Source organism: Cupriavidus sp. GW822-FHT06G04 (genome assembly GCF_058799075.1).
Map to the genome: position 1 here is coordinate 184934 of NZ_JBXALD010000011.1, position 21680 is coordinate 206613.

Sequence of the window (21680 nt, forward strand, 5' to 3'; positions counted from 1 at the left end):
ATGCGCGAATCGCCGGCAGCATAATCGCGGATCCTTGGATGACCGTGCGCGCACCGATGACATTCCCTTCAAGACTGGCGGCCCCGATCTCTGCCTTGCAGGCCACTTTCCTTCCCGGCTGGATCGCCGGCCTCTTCATCGCCCTCCTCGCCGGCCTTGTCCCGGTGCTGCCTGCCAGAGCCCTCGCCGCCGAACCCGTCTATGACGACTACGACGCCTTCTACGCCGCCCTGCCGGGCGCCGTGTTCGACACGCCGCTGACCACTTCGGACAACACGCTCTACTCCTATGCCGATCGGCCGGGCATGTACGTGGATGCGCAAACCTCGTTTTACGGCCAGCGCCTGAAGATCGAGATCGGCGAGGACCGCATCGTCGTCAACGGCAGGGATTTCCGCTTCCGGCGCGCCACGACATTCCGACGCGAGCAATTCTCGAAAATCTATCCAGCAAGTGCCACCGTGTTTGCCTCGGACGCCAACGGCAATCGACCTCCGATGCTATGCGTGACCGGTCACAGCGACGGCTCCGGCGAAGCGAATCGCCACGCGCAGATCTACCTGCTGCTTGACCCGCTGGGCATTCGCGGGCGGCCGCGGCTGCTGCATCTGCCGAGCCTGCTGTCATCGTGCCGCGCCGTGATCGCAAGCGAGGCCGGCGAGCTGCTGTTTCCGAAGAACACCTACGTCATCGATACCGAGGGCGAGGCCCGCACCGGGCTGTTGATTTCGTACTACACGTTCCGGAACAGGTTTGTCGCCGCGGATCGGCCGCCGCTGCGGCTGCGCTTTGCCGAACCCGAGAACCCATTCCGTTTTACCGTGCAAAACGGCGATTGAGATCTGATGCTCTCCGGCCGGCGCGCGGCTGGTATGCGCTGGCGTCATGGCGGCATGCGCAGAATTCGTTTCCGGTGTCACGACGCCGCCCCTAAGATCGGGCAAGCCCAACGGCCAGCCCCCACAAGCGCGGGCGCGCCGCAGCGGCGTTCAGGAGGAAAGGAGAGACATGCAAGCCAGCGCCCCCATCTATACCGGCACGGGGCCCCACATCGGGGCCAGCCAACGCCGCCGCGCCATCATCGCCACGGTGATCGGCAACGGTCTCGAATGGTTCGACTTCACGGTGTACAGCTTCTTTGCCGTGATCATCGCCAAGCTGTTCTTTCCCACCGGCAATGAACTGTCTTCGCTGCTGCTGGCCGTGGCCACGTTCGGCGTGGGATTTTTCATGCGGCCCGTGGGCGGCATCATCCTCGGCGTCTACGCCGACCGCGTCGGCCGCAAGGCGGCGCTGTCGCTGACCATCCTGCTGATGGCGGCCGGCACCACGCTGATCGGCATCGCGCCGACCTACGACCAGATCGGCCTGTTCGCACCGCTGCTGATCGTCCTCGCACGGCTGATGCAGGGCTTTTCCGCCGGCGGCGAAATGGGCGGCGCCACGGCCTTCCTGACCGAATACGCTCCGGAACACCAGCGCGCCTACTATTCGAGCTGGATCCAGGCCAGCATCGGCGTGGCGGTGCTGCTCGGCGCCGCCGTCGGCACCTTCGTCACCGCGTCGCTGAGCCCGGAAGCGCTCAACAGCTGGGGCTGGCGGCTGCCGTTCCTGATCGGCATGATCATCGGGCCGGTCGGCTTCTATATCCGCCACAACCTCGATGAAACGCCGACGTTCCAGGCCACCACCGACAAGACCGATTCCCCGCTGACCGAAGTACTGCGCGACTACCCGCGCCAGACCGCGGCAAGCTTCTCGATGGTGATCCTGTGGACGGTCTGCACCTACGTGCTGCTGTTCTACATGCCGACGTATGCCGTGAAGGTGCTCAAGGTGCCGCAATCGACGGGCTTTATTGCCGGCATGGCAGGCGGACTGGCGATCATGGTGTTTGCACCCCTGGTTGGCATGCTGGCCGACCGCATCGGCCGGCGCGGGCTGCTGTCCGGCGCCGCCGCGCTGATCTTCGTGCTGGCGTGGCCGATGTTCGCGTACATCAACCACACGCCGGGCCTCGTGTCGCTGCTCGTGTTCCAACTGGTGTTCGGCGTGCTGATCGCCGCGTACACCGGCCCGATCCTGGCCGCGTTTGCCGAGCTGTTCCCGGCCAAGGTGCTGTCGACGGGCCTTTCCGTGGCCTACAACCTGGCCGTGACGATCTTCGGCGGCTTCGCGTCGTTCTTCATCACATGGCTGATTGCCAGCACCGGCAGCACCATGGCGCCGGCCATCTACGTGATGATCGCCGCGGCCATCAGTTTCTGCGGCACGCGCCTGGTGCGCGAGCCCGCCTACCTCAACAAGAAGTAAATCCGCATGACCCAGATCCTGCTCAAGGGCGGCAACGTCCTGGACCCCGTACGCGGCGCACTGCTGGCGCGCCATGATGTGCTGATCGACGGCGAGCGCATCGTCGAGGTATCCGCCGCTGCAATCAACGCGCCGCACGCCAAGGTGATCGACGTGAGCGGCAAGACCGTGATGCCCGGGCTGATCGACCTGCACGTCCATGTGCTGGCATCGCTCGCCAACCTGGGCATCAACGCCGTACAGCCCAACGTGCTGGTGGCGTTCCGCGCCATGCCAATCATGCGCGGCATGCTCGAACGCGGCTTCACCACCGTGCGCGATGCGGGCGGCGCCGATTGGGGCCTGTCGCAGGCCGTTGCCACCGGACTGATTCCTGGCCCGCGCATCTTCCCGTCGGGCAAGGCGCTGTCGCAGACTGGCGGCCATGGCGATTTCCGCCCGCGTTCCGACACGCTGGAGCCGTGTTCGTGCGCGTTCCGTGCCGGCGCGATTGCCCGCGTGGTCGACGGCGTCGACGCGGTGCGTCTGGCGGTGCGCGAGGAAATCCAGAAAGGCGCCACGCAGATCAAGATCATGGCGTCCGGCGGCGTGGCATCGCCGACCGATCCGATCGGCAACACGCAGTACAGCGAAGACGAAATCCGCGCCATCGTGGCCGAAGCCGAGGCTGCGCAGACCTACGTGATGGCCCACGCTTACACCGGCCGCGCCATCACGCGCGCCGTTCGCTGCGGCGTGCGCACCATCGAACACGGCAATCTCGTGGACGCCGCCGCGGCGCGCGTGATGCGCGAGCATGGCGCGTTCGTCGTGCCCACGCTGATCACCTACGACGCGCTCGCGCGTGACGGCGCACGCCTGGGCCTGCCGGCCGATTCTGTGGCCAAGATCGAAACCGTGCGCCAGGCTGGCCGCGATTCGCTGGCGATCTACGCCGAGGCCGGCGTGCCGATGGGCTTCGGCTCCGACCTGCTCGGCGAAATGCACCAGTACCAGTCCGAGGAATTCCTGATCCGCGCGGCGCTGCTCGGCAATGCCGAAGCGCTGCGTTCGGCCACCTCGATCGCGGCGCAGATCCTGCAGCGCGAAGGCGAACTCGGCGCAATCCAGGCCGGTGCGCTGGCCGATGTGCTGGTGGTCGACGGCGATCCGCTTGCGGACATCGGCGTGCTGGCCGGCCCCGCATCGCGCATCGAGCTGGTCATGCAGGCCGGCAAGATCCACAATGCATAACGGACGGCGCACCGCGTAGTGCGCGCTGGAGCGCGCTTCGCGGGCACACCTTAGAAGCCGTCGCGCCCCGATGGCATGGGGCTTGCGTCTATCATTGGCAGCAACCTCGCCATTGATGACGCCTGCCCCATGCGCATTTCCCCACTCCCGCCGCTTGCCTGCCTGGTCGCCTTCGAATCGGCGATGCGGCACGGCAGCTTCACGCGCGCCGCCGCCGAACTCCATCTCACGCAAAGCGCGATCAGTCGCCAGGTGGCGCAGCTCGAGCGCTTTCTCGGCAAGAAACTGTTTATCCGCGAACCGCGCGCGTTGCGGCTGACCGTCAGCGGCCAGCAATACGCCGAGCAGGTGCAACGCCTGCTGGTCAGTTGTGCGCAAGCCACCGAGGACGTCATGAAGCGCAAGGGCCAGGTCGAATTGACCGTGGCCTGTTCGTCGGGCGTCGCCGTGCTGTGGCTAACGCCGCGGCTGGCCGCGTTTCGCGCGCGGCATCCCGATTTCCATGTGCGGCTGGTGGTCAACGACAGTCTGGCGTCGCTGTCGGACACCGATTTCGATATCGGCCTGTATTACCTGCGCGAAGGCGCGCCGAGCGGCATGGCCGCGCGCCGCCTGTACGACGAAGAGGTGTATCCGGTCTGTGCGCCGTCCTACCTGGCCGGCAGGCGGCTCGCCGTCGCCGACCTGCCCAGGGAGTCGCTGCTGGTACTGGAAGACGCCCAGCGCATCTGGATGTCGTGGCCTGCATGGTTTGCACGAAACGGCCTGCGTGAAACGCGCTTCGAGCGCGAACTCGTGGCCAATACCTATCCGGTGCTGGTGCAGATGGCCATCGAAGGCCAGGGCATCGTACTGGGGTGGGAACACATGATCGACCGCTGCGTGGCGGCCGGACTGCTGGTGCGCGCGTGCGACGCCAGCGCGTCGCTGGGCGGCGGCTATTACGCCGTGTGGCCGCGCGACCGTGCCGAGCCGGCGGCGGCGCGCGCCTTCCGCCAATGGTTGATCGAGGAAAGCGGCGCGGATGCGTGAGTCGAGCGCAGCGCGCCCATCAATGGCCGAATCACAGGCGCCTGAACCACATCGCCGCTATGACGTCAGCGCCTTGCGCACGGCATCGGTCACCTGCGTCACCACGCCTTCGCGCCAATCGTCGGCGTCGCCATAGAACGCCCGCCACACCGCGTCCTTGATCAGCGAGCACTGATTCTCGTCGGCCTCGGGATGCACATGTAGCCAGTGGTCGCCGCGCAATGCATCGAGTACTTCCGACAGCGGCAGCGTGCCGAATTCGAGCGCGATGCCGGCGTAGTCGATCGACGGCAACGTCTGCGGCACGGCCAGCCACGCCAGTCCGGTCAGATTGGCCGATGACGACGAGCCGTCATAGATCGAGGTCACGCTGGCGCCCCAGATCGTACGGGCGCGCGCCAGATGCGCGTTGTCGTCCGGGCCCATGTAGATTGGCTCGCCGTAGCCCCAAGGACCCAGCCCGGTATGTACGTCGATCCAGCGCAACGCGCTGCGGCCCGCGCCGAAGCGCGCCAGCACGCGGCGCAGCGTGTAGTTGCTCCACGTGGCCTTCTGCCCGCCGAAGAACATGCCGTGCGGATCCTGATATTGCCCGGCGCTGACCGCGGCCTGATACCACGGCATGCCTTTGCGCGCCACGGCCGTCATCAGCGCAGTGTGCTCGTCGCACGACGGCGGCCATTGCGATGGCAGCAACAGCGGCGCCACTTCCGCATAGGCCGGATTGAGCGGCAGCGGCCGATCGAAATCCATGAAGTTGCGGTTCAGGTCGACGTTGTCCTCGTTGACGCGCCGCAGATGCGAGAAACCATAGGGATTGACCGCGTGCACCAGCATCAGCGCCACGCCAGCGCGCCGGCAGTCCGCATGCAGCGCGGTGTCGTCGAGCATCGCCACCTGCGCGCCGGATCCGCAAAACCCCTCGGCGCCGTGCGTGCCCGATGTCACCAGCACCACTCGCTGCGCCTGCGCATCGCCAAGCCATGCGACATCCATCGCCAGCGTTTCGCCATCGCGGCCGGTCTCGGTGGGATGCGGAAACTCGGTCAGGGAAGCGCCGCACGCGTGCGCGGCATCGAGAAATTTTTGCCGCGCTTCGGCATAGCTGCGGGCGAAATACCGCGCGGAACGAACCTTCGGACTGGCAGCCATGGCGGGACGTTGGACCGGGGCCGAGTGGGGATGCCGTCAATGTAACGCCATTCGCCCCCGGACTGCCAGACGGCGCTAGAAACGTTCGGCCGCGCCGTCTTCGTCAGGCCATGCGGAACGGAATGCATGCGGATGCATGACGATGCCAGCCGCTTCGATCTGCGCGGCGGATAACACCAGATGTCTGGCCAGCCAGTCATGCAGGCTGCGCAGAAAACGTATGCGATCCACGCGGTTCGATGCGGCAATCAGCCACTCGAGCTTGACGTGCGCGGTGTAGACATCGAGCAGGTTGACGCTCTTGAGCTTGGGCGGCGTGGCGGGACTGCGTTCGATCGCCAGCACGCGCTGCGCTTGTGCCTGCGTCAACGGACGCCCAGCGGCGATCTGCTGGTAGAGGTCGTCGAGCGCGGCAAAGCGCACCGTCGGCTGCACGCGCGGCACCGATGCGACCTTTTCCATGCGCAGCACGACATAGCGCGTAGCCGCGTTGCGACGCTCCAGTTCCAGTTCCGCGGCGGTCGGCTTGCGGCGCGGCAGCGGCGCGAGCGCGGCGTCGAGGCGATGGATGGCGTCGCGCTCGGTATAGTCGGGAATCTGGTCGAGCATGCCCGGCGCCGCCAGCGCGGCCCGCGCGCATTCCAGGCCGAACGGATACTCGTGGCCGTCCGGCCCGCGCAGGATCCATGCGTGGCCTTCGGGAAAGCCATGATGCCGCCCACCCTTGGCACTGCGCGCATGGCAGCGTGTAGTCGACGGATCGGCAAAGTCCTTGCGAACGGGAATCCAGCTCCCGTGCATGGGTGAAGTCATCGGCGTGGCAAATGGGAAAACGGCCGGTATTGTCCCACTGTTTGGTCATCTTGCCGTTTTCCCGCACGGATCTGCGCGCCGTTATCTTGCAGCACCGATCTGGGCGAATCCCTTCGGCTCCGCGCATTTCCGCGCAGGCGCCACGCCGATCACTTGAGCATGAAAGACATCGCCGAGCAGCAGTTCAGCATCCGCACGGCGGCCTGCACGCTGGGCGCGACAAACGACAGCGTGACGCCGTCCACACGTTCGAAGGTGGGCCATTGGCAGAACAGGTCGGCATGCGCGGTGGTCTGCGTCTGCAATCGGCACGTCACCGGTCCGGCCAGCTCCAGGCAGCGCGCCTGCGGATGAGCGATCGCCTCGCGCGTCACGGCCTGCGCGGCGGCGGCAATCGCCTCGCGCGCGGCCCCTGGCGACAGCGTGGTGCCACTGCCCTGCCCGCCCGCCGTCTTGGTCTGCACGAAGCGCACCCAGGGCATCAGCGGCTGGGTCTCGGCGATGAAGACGTCGTCGCCGCTGGCCATCAGCACCGGCACATCGAACTCGCCGGCCAGCGCCGCGTAGATGCCCGCCTCGCCCAATTCGAGCCCATTGAACCAGACCCGCGCGAAGGCGCTGCTGTTGATCGTATGCGCCAGCACGCCGCGGCTCTGCGCACGGCTGTGGTAGCCGATCATGAACACGCCGTCACAGTCCTGCTCGACGCCGGCCATCATGCTCAGGTAGCGCGGCTTGCCCAGCACCAGCTGCGCGCGCGGATCGATCTGGTCGGGCAGCAGGTTGCGAAAGCCGCCATGCGAATCGTTGACCAGCACGGCCGTGGCGCCGCCCGCGAACGCGCCCTGCACGGCCGCGTTGGCCTCGGCGGTCATCCATGCGCGGGCGCGTTCATATTCGCCGTTGCCGGCGCGCGTCTGTTCGGTGTGGAATACGCCGGCCACGCCTTCGATATCGGCGGAAATCAGAATTTTCATGCGATCAGGTCTTGCAACGTCTCGCGCAGCGCGCGGCGGAAATGGCCATCGCGGCCATGGACGGTTTCGGCGTGCCACAGCGCACTGACGATGGCTTGTTCGACGCAGTCGGCCACGGCACGGAACAGCGGATCGATCCGCGCTTCATGCACCATCGCCACAGCGGGCATCGGCGTTTCGGCGCGATGCGGAACGGTATAGGCCGTCGAGAAGGCCAGCGCGATATCGCCCGAGCCATGCCCGTAGACCGACCCGGTCCGTGCCAGGCCGGCGCCGGCGCGCATCGCCAGGCGACGCAGTTGCCGCGCATCGAGCGGCGCGTCGGTGGCCACGATCATGATGATCGAGCCCTTCTCGGGCGATTTTTCCTGCTGCAGGCGCGCGGCGAGCGCATCGCCCAACGGCCGGCCGGCAAACACCAGCGATTCCGGCGTGCCGAAATTGGCCAGCACCAGCGCGCCGACGGTATGGCCGCCGGCGACACGCGACGCACTGCCAATGCCGCCTTTGACACCGAACGACGACATGCCGCGTCCGGCACCGACCGCGCCCTGCGCGAACTGCGCTGCCGCGGCGCCCAGTGCGGCGTCATAGTGCTGGGCTTGCACCGCCATGGCCTGGATATCGTTCAGATAACCGTCGTTGCATTCGAACACCAGCGGATTGACGGTGGGCCATGCACGGCCGATGTCGGGATTGTCGGCAATCGCAGCGCGGATCTGTGCCTGCGCGACAGCGCCCACCGAAAAGGTATTGGTAAGCGCGATCGGCGTCTCGAGCACGCCAAGTTCTTCGACCTGCACCAGCCCGATACTCTTGCCGAAGCCGTTGATCACGGCGGCGGCGGCGGGCGTCTTGTCGACATAGACATTGCCCGGGTGCGGGCGGATCACCGTGACGCCGGTCTGGCAGGCGCCTTCGGCAAGCGTGCAATGGCCCACCGTGACGCCGGGCACATCGGTGATCGCATCGCGCGCGCCGGCAGGCAGACTGCCGACAAACGGTGCAGGCGGCGCGATGCGCGCATGGGACGTGTCAGGCATGGATCAGCGGCGGTCGATCTTCGGGTCCAGCGCGTCGCGCAGGCCATCGCCGAGCAAATTGAACGCGAGTACCGTCAGGAAGATCGCCAGGCTGGGGAAGATCGCCACGTGCGGCGCGGTGACCATGTCGGCGCGCGCCTCGTTGAGCATCGCGCCCCACTCGGGCGTGGGCGGCTGCGCGCCCAGACCGAGGAACGACAGCCCTGCCGCAGTGATGATCGACGTGCCGATCCGCATCGAGAAATACACAACGATCGACGACACCGTACCTGGCAGGATATGCCGCATCAGGATCGTCCAGTCGGACGCGCCGATGCTGCGTGCCGCTTCCACATAGGTCAGGCGCTTGAGCATCAGCGTGTTGCCGCGCACCAGCCGCGCAAACGCGGGAATGCTGAACACCGCTACGGCAAAGATCACGTTGACCATGCCGTTGCCGAGAATCGCCACGATGGCGATCGCCAGCAGAATGCCGGGAAACGCGAACAGCACGTCGCAGACGCGCGTGACGATGCGGTCCCACCAGCCTTCGTAGTAGCCGGCCAGCAGGCCCATCACGGTGCCGATGATGGCGCCGATAATGACCGAGAAAAAGCCGGCGGCCAGCGAAATGCGCGTGCCGGCGAGAATGCGGCTGAAGATGTCGCGGCCCAGCGAATCGACGCCCATCCAGTGCGCCATCGACGGCCCGGCGTTCAGCGCGTCGTAGTCGAAAAAATTCTCCGCATCGTACGGCGCGATATACGGCGCGAGGATCGCGATGACCACTAGCACCAGCACGAACGCGCCGGCGCCCAGCGCCAGATGCTGCTTGCGGAACTTGCGCCAGAATTCGGTCCAGGGGGTGCGCACCGCTTCGGGGACCGGGTTCGATGCAACGGCGGCAGACGTGGAAAGCTCGGACATGTCGGCCTCCTTACTTGTAGCGGATGGTTGGGTTGATCACCGTGTAGAGCATGTCCACGACCAGGTTGATCAGAATGAATTCGAGCGAAAACAGCAGCACTTCGGCCTGGATGACGGGGTAGTCGCGCATTTCCACGGCGTCCACCAGCAGCCGGCCCAGGCCGGGCCAGTTGAACACTTTCTCGACCAGGATCGAGCCGCCCAGCAGAAAGCCGAACTGCAGGCCCATCATCGTGACCACGGGAATCATCGCGTTGCGCAGCGTGTGCTTGATCACCACCACGGTTTCGCGCACGCCTTTGGCGCGCGCGGTGCGCACGAAATCCTCCTGCAGGACTTCGATGAACGACGCGCGCGTGAAACGCGCCATCACCGCGGCCACCGCCGCGCCAAGCGTCAGCGACGGCAGGATGTAGTGCTTCCAGCTATCGGCGCCGATCGACGGCAGCCAGCCCAGTTGCACCGAAAACACTTCCATCAGCAGCATGCCCAGCGCGAAGGCGGGAAACGAAATGCCCGACACGGCCAGCGTCATGCCCAGGCGGTCGGGCCATTGGTTGCGCCACACGGCCGAACTGATGCCGACCGCCATGCCGAATACCACGGCCCACACCATCGAGGTAATCGTCAGGTAGAGCGTAGGCAGGAAGCGCTCGCCGATCTCGTCGGAAACCGGGCGCTTGCTGCGCAGCGATATGCCGAAATCCCCCCGCAGCGCGTTCGAGAAATAGCGCACGAACTGCTCGTGCATCGGCAGATCGAGCCCAAGGTCCTTGCGCACCAGCTCGACAGTGGCCGAATCGGCTTCCGGGCCCGCGGCCAGCCGCGCCGGATCGCCAGGCAGCAGATGGACGAACAGAAACACCAACACTGCCACGATCAGCATCGTCGGTATTACGCCCAGAAATCGTTTGAGGAAGTAATTCAGCATCCTGACACCAGAAAACCAGAAATTGAGACCGGCGGCCGCCCACCCTTTCACCCCGCGTACACGGGCAGGCGGCCTCACGGCTTACCGCATCGTTGAACAGCTTGTTATGGCACTGCCTGAGTGCTAGTTGCCACCACGGCCTGCGCGGCCGTGGCAGCGGCACCGCGTCGCGCCTTGTTTGCGCAGCGCGGCATGCGACACACGCTTACTGCTTGATGTCGATCTCGTCGAAGTTGAACGAGCCGTCCGGCATCACATAGGCGCCGGTGAGGCGCTTCGAACGCGCGTACAGGATCTTCTCGGTCACCAGGAAGGCCCACGGCGCATCCTTCCAGATGCGTTCCTGCGCGTCCTTGTAGAGCTTGGCCTTTTCGCCGCGATCGGTGGTGCGCAGCGCGCCGGCGATGTCGGCGTCGACCTGATCGTTCTTGTAGTAGGCCGTGTTCAGCAGCTTGGGCGGCATCGATTCCGACGCCAGCAGCGGACGAAGCGCCCAGTCCGATTCACCGGTCGACGACGACCAGCCGACGTAATACATGCGCACGCCGGCGTCCTCGGGCTTCTGCACGCTTTCCACGCGCTCCACGCGCTGGCCGGCTTCGAGCGCCTGCACCTGCGCCTTGATGCCAACCTGCTGCAGCTGCTGCTGCACGAACTGGATCACCTTCTGCGCGGTGGTGTGGTTATAGGCCGACCACAGCGTGGTCTCGAACCCGTTCGGATAACCGGCTTCCTTGAGCAGCTCGCGCGCCTTGGCCGGGTTGTACGGCCACGGGCCGAGCTTTTCGGCGTAGTCGACGCCCGGCGGCACCACGCCTTCGGCCGGCACCGCATGACCGGCGAACGCCACCTTGGTCAGCGCTTCCTTGTTGATCGCATAGTTGATCGCCTGACGCACCTTCGGGTCGTTGAACGGCTTGACCATCGTGTTGAACGACAGGTAGCGCTGGATGATCGAAGGCGAGTCGATCATGTCGACCTTCGGGCTCGCCTTGAGCACGGCGGCCTGCTCGAACGGAATGCTGAAAGCGAAGTCCGCTTCGCCGGTCTGCATCACGGCCGAACGCGTGTTGTTGTCGACCACCGGCTTCCACGTGATGGTGTCGATCTTCGGATAGCCGGTCTTCCAGTAGCCGGCAAATTTCTTGCCCTTCAGGTAGTCGGTCTGCTTCCACTCGACGAACTCGAACGGGCCGGTGCCGACCGGATGGAACGCGATTTCCTTGCCGTACTTCTTGAGCGCCGTGGGGCTGATCATCACGGCCGACGGGTGGGCCAGCACGTTGATGAACGGCGAGAACGGCTCCTTGAGCGTCACGCGGGCGGTGTACGGGTCCACCACCTCGGTCTTGGCCACGCGGTTGAACAGCGTGTAGCGCTTGAGCTTGTTGGCGGGATCGGTCACGCGGTCGAAGTTGGCCTTGACGGCCGTGGCATCGAAGGTGGTGCCGTCGTGGAACTTGATGTTCTTCTTGAGCTTGAACGTGTAGACCAGACCGTCCTTGCTCACTTCATAGCTCTCGGCCAGCACGTTGACCAGCTTCAGATCCTTGTCGAAGCCGAACAGGCCTTGATAGAACGACTTGGTCGCCGCTTGCGACAGCGTATCGTTGGCGTCGTACGGATCAAGCGTGGTGAAGGTGGAATACACCGCCATCACCGCATCCTTGGCGGCAAACGCCGGCGCGGCGGCCAGCATGCCGACGGCGCCTACTGCGGCAGCACCGGCCATCAGCCGGAAAGAAACCTTGGACATCTCTTCTCCTCTCAGGGAATACAGGGACTTCAGTACTTCGGTACAAAAACGGATCGATCAGTAGGCGCCGCCGACGGCGTGCCGCGCCACGTAATGGCCATGCGCACCGCTGCCCGCGACGGCCACCAGCGGCTGCACCACGGGCTCGTCGCCGACCGCGCGGATCGGGCTCGGGATTTCATCGGACAACGGTTCGCGCTTCAGATGGCGGCGCGCCGGATCGGCGATCGGCACCGCCGACATCAGCTTGCGGGTGTACGGGTGCTGCGGATTCTCGAAGATCGCGCGGCGCGGGCCGATCTCGACGATTTGGCCCAGGTACATCACCGCCACGCGATGGCTGACGCGCTCCACCACCGCCATGTCGTGCGAGATGAACAGGAATGCCACGCCGAGTTCGCGCTGCAGATCGAGCATCAGGTTGACAATCTGCGCCTGGATCGACACGTCGAGCGCGGACACCGATTCGTCGGCCACCACCACCTTCGGATTCAGCGCGAGCGCGCGCGCAATGCAGATGCGCTGGCGCTGGCCGCCGGAGAACTCGTGCGGATAGCGCGAGGCATGCGCGGCGGTAAGGCCGACTTTTTCGAGCAGCCATGCGACGCGCGCCTCGGCGTCCTTGCCGCTGGCCACCTTGTGCACCAGCAACGGCTCCATGATCGAATAACCGACCGGCACGCGCGGATCGAGCGATGCGAACGGGTCCTGGAAGATGAACTGGATATTGCGGCGCAGCGCCTGCAGCGCCGGGCCCTGCATCTTGCTGATGTTCTGACCGGCGAACTCGATGGTGCCGCTTTGCGCGTCGACCAGACGCAGCAGCGAGCGGCCCGTGGTCGATTTGCCGCAGCCCGATTCGCCCACCAGCGCAAGCGTCTCGCCGGGATAGAGATCGAAGCTGACCCGCTCCACCGCATGTACGCGACGCGTGACCTTGCCGAACAGGCCGCCCGGCACATCGAATCGCGTCACCAGATCGCGCACGCGCAGGATCGGTTCGGCGCCCGCCGGCACGGTGTCCTGCGGCAGCTCCACGACCGGCGCCGCGCCGTCACGCATTTGCACCAGCGGAAAGCGCGCCGGCAGATCGGTGCCCGACATTGCGCCCAGCTTGGGCACGGCCGACAGCAGCGCGCGCGTATAGGGGTGGGCCGGCGCGTGGAACACGTCGTCGGAGGTGCCCTCCTCGACTTTCTCGCCGCGATACATCACCAGCACGCGATCGGCTACCTCGGCCACCACGCCCATGTCGTGCGTAATGAAGACCACGCCCATATCCATTTCGGCCTGCAGGTTGCGGATCAACTGCAGGATTTCGGCCTGGATCGTGACATCCAGCGCGGTGGTCGGTTCATCGGCGATCAACAGCGCCGGCTTGCACGACAGCGCCATGGCAATCATCACACGCTGACGCATGCCGCCGGACAACTGGTGCGGATAGCGGTCCAGCACGCGGCGTGCCTCGGGGATGCGTACCAATTCGAGCATGCGCAGCGCCTCGGCGCGCGCCGCCGCGTTGTTCTTGCCCTGATGCAGGCGGATCGATTCCGCGATCTGCTCGCCGACCGGAAATACCGGATTCAGCGATGTCATCGGCTCCTGGAAGATCATCGCGATGTCGGCACCGCGCACCGTACGCAAGGTCGATTCGCCTGCCTTGGCCAGATCGAGCACTTCGCCGCCGCGACGGCGCAGCAGCATGCTGCCGCTGGCGAGCTTGCCGCCGCCATGCTCCACCAGCCGCATCAACGCCAGCGACGTGACCGACTTGCCCGATCCCGATTCGCCAACCACCGCGAGCGTCTCGCCGCGATCGACGTGGAACGAGAGGTCGCGTACGGCTTCAACCGTGCGCTCAGACGTGGCGAAGCGCACGGTGAGATTGTCTACCGCCACCACCCGCTCGGGGGGCAGCACGATGCCTTGCCTTGAAACAGTAGTCGCCATATCAGCCGTAAATCCAGACGTTGACCGGTTCGCCGACGCGGGCCACGCCGCGATACATGCCTTCGGTGTTGAACGGCAGCGTGACGTTGCCGTCCCGGTCGACAGCGATCAGCCCGCCACGGCCATGGATCGCCACGAGTTTTTCCATCACCACGCGGCGCGCCGATTCCTCCAGCGACAAACCCGCGTAGCGCATTTGCGCCGATACGTCGAACGCCGCAACGGTGCGAATAAACATCTCGCCGGTGCCGGTGGCCGAGACCGCCGCGATGTCGTCGGCGTAGCAGCCCGCGCCGATCACCGGGGTGTCGCCAACACGTCCCACCTGCTTGTTGGTGACGCCGCCCGTCGATGTCGCGGCGGCAAGATTGCCATTGGCATCGCACGCGACCGCGCCGACCGTGCCGAACTTCTTGTCGGCGTCGAGCGGATCGGCGCCTTTGGCCGCCAGCGCGGCGGCGTCGTGATCGAGCAGCGCCATGCCAGTGCCGGCCTGGGCGCGCTGCCATTGATCGTGGCGCGCCTGTGTGAAGTAGTAGTCGGGCGACACCAGTTCCAGCCCCTGCGCCTGGGCAAACGCTTCGGCGCCTTCGGCGGCAAACAGCACGTGCTCGCTGTGCTCCAGCACCGCGCGCGCGGCCAGCACCGGATTACGCAGGCGCTTGACGCAGGCCACCGCACCGGCGTTGCGCGTCGCCCCGTCCATCACCGCGGCATCGAGCTCATAGGTGCCGGCGTGCGTCAGCACCGCGCCCTTGCCGGCATTGAACAGCGGGCAGTCCTCGAGCAGGCGCACGGCTTCGGTCACGGCGTCGAGCGCGCTGCCGCCCTCGGCCAGCACGCGCTGGCCGCTTTGCAGCACCTGCTCCAGCGCGGCGGTGTATTCGCGCTCGCGCCGCGCGTCCATGGCCGCACGGGTAATCGTTCCGGCGCCGCCGTGAATGGCGATAACAGCTTGGGGCATAGATCCTTCTACTTCAGTCAGATTCAGTCAGATTCAGTCGGATGATTTCGGCGCCGCGCGGCCGTCGCGCGCACCGGGCGCGCCGTACAGCCACGGCAGCAGGAACTCGGTCATTGCGGCGGCGGCCTTCACCGAGCGCGCCGAGCGATAGGCCACCGCGCCGCACAGCGCTTCGATCAACGCCAGCACCGTGGCATCGGAATTGGCAGACAGCCGGTTGCCCGCGTTCGCGTACAGCGCGATATCGGCCAGCGGTGCCAGCGGCGACGTCGGACCATCGGTCAACGCCAGCAACCGGCCGCCGTGATCCTTCACGCGCTGTGCCAGCATCAACGAATCGGTAACGTAGCGCGGAAAGGCAATCACCACCACCAGATCTTGCGCAGTCAGTTTGAACAGCTGGCGTGCCGCGTGCGAGGCGCCGCCGACGGTGGAAACCGACGTCACCATATGGCAATGCATCTCCAGTCCGTGCTGCATCAGACCCGCCAAAAAACCGCTGGCGCCAAAGCCCATCACGTACACACGCTGCGCGCTCAGGATCGCGTCGACCGCGCGTTCGATCGATTCCGGGTCGAGGCTGCGGCGCGTCGATTCCAGATTGCGGGCGCCCTCGTCCAGCGACGCCGCAAAGACTTCGGCCACGGTGGTCGGACGCGCCAGTTCGTCGCGCAGGCGTTCCACGGGCGCCAGCGTCGCCTCGAAGCCGCGCACCAGTTCGGCGCGGAATTGCGGATAGCCGTCGAACCCGAGCGCCTTGGCAAACCGATTGGCCGTGGCCACCGATACATCGACGGCCGTGGCAAATTCGTCGATCCGCATGGTGGCCGCGCGGAACAGGTTGTCCAGCACGTAGTTCGCCATGCGCTGATGCGCCGGCGTCAGCGTGGGCAAGGCGCGTGCAATGCGTTCGGAAATCGACTGGCCGTTTGACATGCGGGGCAGCTCGGAGCGTGGGTTCGGAAAAATGCGTTGCACCACTTCGGCACCATTTCCAGGAAACGGCGATGAAAAGGCACTTTCGCAGTGCGTCAATTTATGTAAATAAATTTACACGCAATTCATGTGCCTGGAACCCGAAAAGTGCCCATTTAGGGGAAATCCCTGAAGACATGGACGCGAACATGCCGGCCGGGCCGGGCTTCGGCGCAGGGCCGTGCAAGGCCTTGCCACGCCAGCGGCGCGCTACAATGCCGGCCTGCCGAACAATCGGCGTCTTCCAGCTTCAAGCCTTCCTCCGTGATACGAATCGACCAGCTTGTCCTCCAGCGCGGCACCAAAGTGCTGTTCGACCACACCAGCGTGACGCTCAACCCCGGCGAGCGCGTGGGCCTTGTCGGCGCCAATGGCAGCGGCAAATCGACGTTGTTTTCGATGCTGCGCGGTGAACTGCATCCGGATGGCGGCGACCTGTTCGTGCCCGCGCAATGGCGCATCGCCCATGTGGCGCAGGAGACGCCGGCGGTAGGCCGCACCGCGGTGGACTATGTGATCGACGGCGACACGCGGCTGCGCGAGATCGAGGCCCGCATTGCCGCCGCGCAAGCCAGCGGCGACGGTTCGGCCGAAGGCGAAGCCCATGCGGCCTATGCCGATGCCGACGGCTACACCGCTGCGGCTCGCGCCGAGGCGCTGCTGCTGGGCCTGGGCTTCACGCTGCCGCAGGTGTCGCAGCCGGTGGCATCGTTTTCGGGCGGCTGGCGCATGCGCCTGAACCTGGCGCAGGCGCTGATGTGCCCATCCGATCTGTTGCTGCTGGACGAGCCGACCAATCACCTGGATCTCGATGCAATCGTCTGGCTGGAAGACTGGCTGGCGCGCTATCCAGGCACGCTGGTGATGATTTCTCACGATCGCGAATTTCTCGATGCCATCTGCAACGTCACTGTGCACATCGAAAACCAGCAACTGAAGCGCTACGGCGGCAACTACACGCAGTTCGAAACCATGCGGCTGCAACAGATGGCCCAGCAGCAGGCCGCGTATTCGCGCCAGCAGAAGGAAATCGCGCATCTGGAATCGTTCATCACGCGCTTCAAGGCCAAGGCCACTAAGGCGCGCCAGGCGCAGAGCCGCGTCAAGGCGCTGGAGAAAATGGAACGGCTGGCGCCGGTGCATGTGGCGGCCGGCTTCGCGTTCGAGTTCCGCGAGCCCGATTCGGCGCCCAATCCGATGATGGTGCTCGATGGTGTGGACTGCGGCTACGCCGAAGCCGATCCGCCCGTCACCATCCTGCACAATCTTGCGCTCTCGATCCAGAACGGGCAGCGCATCGGTCTGCTGGGCGCCAACGGCCAGGGCAAGTCGACGCTGGTGAAAACGCTGGCCGGCACCCAGCCGCCGCTCAACGGCACCGTGCGGCTCGGCAAAGGACTGGTCATCGGCTACTTTGCCCAGCACCAGCTGGAAACACTGCGCGATCACGATTCGCCGTTGCAGCATCTGGCACGGCTGGCGCCGGACGTGCGCGAGCAGGAACTGCGCGATTTCCTGGGCAGCTTCAACTTCCGCGGCGATATGGCGACTTCGCCGATCGAGCCGTTCTCCGGCGGCGAAAAGGCCCGGCTGGCGTTGTCGCTGATCGTCTGGCAAAAACCGAATCTGCTGCTGCTGGACGAGCCGACCAACCACCTGGACCTGGACACGCGCGAGGCACTGACCATGGCGCTGGCACAGTTCGAAGGCACGCTGATCCTGGTGTCGCACGACCGGCATCTGCTGCGCGCCACGTCGGACCAGTTCATGCTGGTGGCTGACGGCACCATCCGTCCGTTCGACGGCGACCTGGACGACTATCGCGACTGGCTGCTGCAACAGGCCGCCGCCAAGCGCAACGCCGCCACCGCCGCGCACGCCGCCGATATGTCGGCGCCGGCAGTCAACCGCAAGGACCAGCGCCGCGCCGAGGCGGACGAACGCCAACGGCTGTCCGTGCTACGCAAGCCGCTGACCCGCGAACTGGAAAAGGTGGAAAAGCGCATGGCGACGCTGCAAGCCGACAAGACCGCAATCGACGCCTTCATGGCCGACTCGGCCAGCTACGAAGACGCCAACAAGACCCGGCTGATGGAAATGCTCAAGCGCCAGGGCGAAGTCACCAGCGAACTCGATCAGTTGGAAGAGCGATGGCTGGAACTGCAGGAACAGATCGAACAGATTGCGTGAGACTGCGCTGAAAACAAAATGGCTGACATCGAAGTGTCAGCCATTTTTTTATTGCAGCGCGGTTCAGCGATAGTGTTTCTCGCGCCGGATCAGGCCGATGGCGAGCGTGAAGGTCAGGATCACGAGCCAGATCAGCGACCAGGCCGGGATCGACAGACCAAACAGCGGCGGCAGCGGCGCCGTGCACAGGCCGTCCGCGTAGAACACCTGCGGCAGCAGCTTGGCGGTGGGCAGCGCGTTAACCCAGTTTTCCAGCGGATCGATTCCGCACGACGCCTTGGGGTTGAGCAGCAGCGACACGTGGTAGCCCGCCACCGCAATGCCGGCCACGCCGGACAGCATGCCCAGCCCTTGCCACAGCGTGCGCGTGTTCTGCGCGATCGCCGCCAGCAGCGCGAAGATGCCGATACCCAGGAACGCGAAGCGTTGCATGATGCAGAGCGGGCACGGCTGCAGGCCCTCCACATACTGCATATAGAGCGCTGCGCCGAGCATCGCAAACGAGGCGACGGCGATCAGCAGGAAGTAGGCACGGGAATTGGCTTGCATGGGTCCATGGGCAAGGATTGCATCGACGCGAATTATTACCGATTTTTCGTGCGGCGATGGCAGTGTCGAAACAATCCGCCACACCTGTCGCCGTGGCGGATTGCCGCACCCTCTGAATCTGCGCGACGCATCGCGCGAAGTCCGAAAGGCCGGCGTCGGCGCTAGTCCAGATTGCGCACGCGGTCGATCGCGTGTTCGAGCCGATCCACCGCGATCACCTGCAGGCCTTCGATCGCCTGCTTGGGCGCGTTGGCCTTCGGGATAACGGCAATCGTGAAGCCAAGCTTGGCGGCTTCCTTGAGGCGCTCCTGGCCGCGCGGGCTGGGGCGGATTTCGCCCGCGAGGCCGACTTCGCCAAACACCACGAGGCCGCGCGGCAGCGGCTTGTTGCGCAGCGACGAGTGGATCGACAACAGCACGGCCAGGTCGGCCGCAGGCTCCGTGATTTTGACCCCCCCCACAGCATTCAGAAACACATCCTGGTCGAAACACGCGATGCCGGCGTGGCGATGCAGCACCGCCAGCAGCATCGCCAGTCGGTTCTGTTCCAGCCCCACGGCCAGCCGGCGCGGATTGGGCACGTTGGCCGTGTCGACCAGCGCCTGCACTTCCACCAGCAACGGCCGCGTGCCCTCCTGCGTTACCAGCACGCATGAGCCCGCCACCTGGTCTTCATGCTGCGACAGAAACAATGCCGACGGGTTGCTGATGCCGCGCAGCCCGCGCTCGGTCATCGCAAACACGCCAAGTTCGTTGACCGCGCCGAAGCGGTTCTTGAAGGCCCGGATCAGTCGGTGCGACGAGTGCGTGTCGCCCTCGAAATACAGCACGGTATCGACGATATGTTCGAGCACGCGCGGACCGGCCAGGCTGCCTTCCTTGGTGACATGGCCGACCAGGATGATCGTGATGCCGCTGCTCTTGGCAATGCGCGTCAGTTGGGCCGCGCATTCGCGCACCTGCGCCACCGACCCCGGCGCGGACGTGAGCGCATCGGAATAGAGCGTCTGGATCGAGTCGATCACCGCCACTTCGGGCTTGTCCGATTCCAATGCGGCCTGGATCTTTTCGAGCTGGATTTCGGGCAGCAAGCCGAGCGTGGCGGCTTCCACGCCCAGGCGCTGCGCGCGCAGCGCGATCTGCGCGCCGGATTCCTCGCCGCTGACATACAGCACGCGCCGCGAGGCCGACAGGTTTGCCAGCGCCTGCAGCAACAGCGTCGACTTGCCGATGCCGGGATCGCCGCCGATCAGCACCACCCCCCCCGAGACCAGGCCGCCGCCGAGCACGCGGTCGAATTCGTCGATGCCGGAAGAGAAACGCGGCACATCAGCCGCCTCGATCTCGGACAGCTTGCGCACCACCGCGGACGCCGCGAGCGGCTGGAAGCGGCGCGCGGCCGACGAGCCCGTATCGGCCACCGTTTCGACCAGCGTGTTCCAGGCATTGCACTGGGGACACTGGCCGGCCCAGCGCGGCGCGGTGCCGCCGCACTCGGTGCAGGTAAAGACAGTCTTGGTTTTTGCCATGAAATGGGAGCGGGATCGGGTCGGCTTGAGGATCAGGCGGATCAGGCGCGGGCGACGTCGTCCGCCGTGGTCAGCGTGGCGACGGTGGTCGGCACGCGCGGCGCCAATGCGCACATCAGCTCGTAGCCGACCGTGCCGCTCGCGGCGGCCACGTCGTCGATCGGCAGGCCGTGGCCCCACAACGTGACCGGCGACCCGATCTTCGCCTTCGGGCACGGCGTCAGGTCCACACAGATCATGTCCATCGACACGCGACCAACGAGGTCGGTGCGCACGCCATCGACCAGCACCGGTGCGCGCCGCTCGCCCCAGCCCAGCGCGTGACGCGGATAGCCGTCGGCATAGCCGCACGCGACCACGCCGATTCGCATCGCGCGGTCGGCCGTGAACATCGAGCCGTAGCCGACGGTATCGCCGGGCTGCAGATCCTGGATGGCGATCAGTTCGCTGTGCAGCGACATGGCCGGCTGCAGCCCGGTGTGCTCGATATCGGCGCTCAGGCCCGTGGGCGAGCCGCCGTATAGGATCACGCCCGGGCGCACCCAGTTGCGATGCGCCCCGGGATGCCACAGCACGGCCGCCGAGTTCGACAAGCTGGCTTCGCCCGGCAGATTCGCGGTGGCGGCGTCGAACGCCTCGATCTGATGCGCGATGCCGCGCGGGCTATCCGCATCCGAGAAATGCGTCATGTGGACGATACTGCCCACACAGGACATGGTGCGGGCCCGTTCCCAGGCAGCGCGATATTGCGCCGGACGGAAGCCAAGCCGGTTCATGCCTGTATTGAGCTTGAGCTGGATCGCAAGCGGCCCCTTCGGCCGGGCCTGCTCAAGCATGCGCAGTTGCTCTTCGCAGTGCACGGCCGTGGTCAGCCGGTATTGCTCGATCACCGCGATGTCCTGCGGATCGAAAAATCCTTCCAGCAGCAGGATCGGGCCCTGCCATCCCAGCTCGCGCAGCAGCACGGCTTCGCTGAGGTCTAGCAGGCCGAAACCGTCCGTAGCCTTGAGGCCGGCGAACGCGCGGCGAATGCCGTGCCCATAGGCGTTGGCCTTGACTACCGCCCAGACGCGGGCGTTTGGCGCGTGGCGGCGCACCACCTCAAGGTTGTTGGCCAGCGCGGGCTGGTGGATGACGGCGTGAATGGGTCTGGGCATGAAATATGACGACTTGGGCGGATTGCCTGGCGGGAGATCGCCCGGCGCTGCACCAGATCAGGGAAGACCCGGTCGGCAACCCGCAGAATTTGAGCGTTGAGATGGCACGGACTGTGCGGTAGCGGGCATCTGGGACAACCGGCGGCCGGCATCGTCCGGGCGACTTTCTCGCAGGCGATATTTGACCACATTAAAGCGAAGATTCCGGGA

General features: G+C 65.7%; 19 protein-coding genes. 6 read left to right on the forward strand and 13 right to left on the reverse strand.

Translation table 11 applies throughout. From position 1 onward, the window contains the following. Positions 1–38 precede the first annotated feature (38 nt). The 4 genes from AC1RKI_RS23310 to AC1RKI_RS23325 all read left to right on the forward strand — a co-directional run bounded on the left by AC1RKI_RS23310 (position 39) and on the right by AC1RKI_RS23325 (position 4578). The gene (locus AC1RKI_RS23310) at positions 39–839 is read left to right on the forward strand and encodes a hypothetical protein (protein WP_492797284.1); all 801 of its coding nucleotides are present in this window, start codon (positions 39–41) and stop codon (positions 837–839) included. A 169-nt stretch (positions 840–1008) separates the two neighbouring features. Further along, entirely contained in the window at positions 1009–2313 is a 1305-nt protein-coding gene (locus AC1RKI_RS23315) for an MFS transporter (RefSeq protein ID WP_227459360.1), read from the forward strand. 6 nt (positions 2314–2319) lie between these two features. Further along, on the forward strand, positions 2320–3546 hold the full coding sequence (locus AC1RKI_RS23320; RefSeq protein ID WP_061959419.1) for a metal-dependent hydrolase family protein: 1227 nt from the start codon (positions 2320–2322) through the stop codon (positions 3544–3546). 129 nt (positions 3547–3675) lie between these two features. Continuing rightward, complete coding sequence (locus AC1RKI_RS23325; RefSeq protein WP_150979236.1) at positions 3676–4578, forward strand: LysR substrate-binding domain-containing protein; 903 nt, start codon at positions 3676–3678, stop codon at positions 4576–4578. Between the two features lie 57 nt (positions 4579–4635). On the opposite strand, the gene AC1RKI_RS23330 is transcribed toward AC1RKI_RS23325, so the two are convergent. Next, positions 4636–5730, reverse strand: coding sequence for a M14 family metallopeptidase (locus tag AC1RKI_RS23330; protein ID WP_492797281.1), 1095 nt, complete (start codon positions 5728–5730; stop codon positions 4636–4638). A 75-nt stretch (positions 5731–5805) separates the two neighbouring features. Beyond that, positions 5806–6543 carry a hypothetical protein gene (locus AC1RKI_RS23335; protein WP_341249449.1) on the reverse strand — a complete coding sequence of 246 codons (738 nt, stop codon included), beginning with the start codon at positions 6541–6543 and terminating at the stop codon, positions 5806–5808. On the opposite strand from AC1RKI_RS23335, the gene AC1RKI_RS23340 reads away from it, so the two are divergent. Continuing rightward, positions 6530–6700, forward strand: coding sequence for a hypothetical protein (locus AC1RKI_RS23340; RefSeq protein WP_492797279.1), 171 nt, complete (start codon positions 6530–6532; stop codon positions 6698–6700). The genes AC1RKI_RS23335 and AC1RKI_RS23340 overlap by 14 nt on opposite strands. Here the strand turns inward: AC1RKI_RS23340 and AC1RKI_RS23345 are convergent. The 8 genes from AC1RKI_RS23345 to AC1RKI_RS23380 all read right to left on the reverse strand — a co-directional run bounded on the left by AC1RKI_RS23345 (position 6693) and on the right by AC1RKI_RS23380 (position 16006). Next, entirely contained in the window at positions 6693–7520 is an 828-nt protein-coding gene (locus AC1RKI_RS23345; protein WP_150979238.1) for a M55 family metallopeptidase, read from the reverse strand. The two genes, AC1RKI_RS23340 and AC1RKI_RS23345, sit on opposite strands and share 8 nt — an antisense overlap. Further along, the gene (locus AC1RKI_RS23350) at positions 7517–8563 is read right to left on the reverse strand and encodes a DmpA family aminopeptidase (RefSeq protein ID WP_492797277.1); all 1047 of its coding nucleotides are present in this window, start codon (positions 8561–8563) and stop codon (positions 7517–7519) included. The genes AC1RKI_RS23345 and AC1RKI_RS23350 overlap by 4 nt, the downstream gene beginning before the upstream one ends. 3 nt (positions 8564–8566) lie before the next feature. Next, complete coding sequence (gene gsiD / locus AC1RKI_RS23355) at positions 8567–9469, reverse strand: glutathione ABC transporter permease GsiD (RefSeq protein ID WP_061959411.1); 903 nt, start codon at positions 9467–9469, stop codon at positions 8567–8569. 10 nt (positions 9470–9479) lie between these two features. Next, the gene (gsiC, locus tag AC1RKI_RS23360) at positions 9480–10400 is read right to left on the reverse strand and encodes a glutathione ABC transporter permease GsiC (protein WP_061959410.1); all 921 of its coding nucleotides are present in this window, start codon (positions 10398–10400) and stop codon (positions 9480–9482) included. A 205-nt stretch (positions 10401–10605) separates the two neighbouring features. Then, positions 10606–12156 (reverse strand): glutathione ABC transporter substrate-binding protein GsiB, encoded by a 1551-nt coding sequence (gsiB, locus tag AC1RKI_RS23365; RefSeq protein WP_061959409.1) that lies wholly within the window; start codon positions 12154–12156, stop codon positions 10606–10608. 57 nt (positions 12157–12213) lie between these two features. Continuing rightward, positions 12214–14106, reverse strand: coding sequence for a dipeptide ABC transporter ATP-binding protein (locus AC1RKI_RS23370; protein ID WP_061959408.1), 1893 nt, complete (start codon positions 14104–14106; stop codon positions 12214–12216). A gap of 1 nt (position 14107) precedes the next feature. Next, on the reverse strand, positions 14108–15070 hold the full coding sequence (locus AC1RKI_RS23375) for an isoaspartyl peptidase/L-asparaginase family protein (RefSeq protein ID WP_490713248.1): 963 nt from the start codon (positions 15068–15070) through the stop codon (positions 14108–14110). Positions 15071–15103: 33 nt separating this feature from the next. Beyond that, on the reverse strand, positions 15104–16006 hold the full coding sequence (locus AC1RKI_RS23380; protein ID WP_061959406.1) for a MurR/RpiR family transcriptional regulator: 903 nt from the start codon (positions 16004–16006) through the stop codon (positions 15104–15106). Between the two features lie 303 nt (positions 16007–16309). Between AC1RKI_RS23380 and AC1RKI_RS23385 the strand changes: the two genes are divergently transcribed. Continuing rightward, complete coding sequence (locus AC1RKI_RS23385) at positions 16310–18235, forward strand: ATP-binding cassette domain-containing protein (protein ID WP_061959405.1); 1926 nt, start codon at positions 16310–16312, stop codon at positions 18233–18235. Positions 18236–18298: 63 nt separating this feature from the next. On the opposite strand, the gene AC1RKI_RS23390 is transcribed toward AC1RKI_RS23385, so the two are convergent. From AC1RKI_RS23390 to alr, 3 genes are all read right to left on the reverse strand, one after another. Continuing rightward, on the reverse strand, positions 18299–18784 hold the full coding sequence (locus AC1RKI_RS23390; RefSeq protein ID WP_492797272.1) for a disulfide bond formation protein B: 486 nt from the start codon (positions 18782–18784) through the stop codon (positions 18299–18301). A 161-nt stretch (positions 18785–18945) separates the two neighbouring features. Then, a complete protein-coding gene (gene radA / locus AC1RKI_RS23395; RefSeq protein ID WP_061959403.1) occupies positions 18946–20313 on the reverse strand; it encodes a DNA repair protein RadA in 1368 nt (455 codons plus the stop codon). Between the two features lie 41 nt (positions 20314–20354). After that, entirely contained in the window at positions 20355–21470 is a 1116-nt protein-coding gene (gene alr / locus AC1RKI_RS23400) for an alanine racemase (RefSeq protein WP_492797270.1), read from the reverse strand. Between the last annotated feature and the right edge of the window lie 210 nt (positions 21471–21680).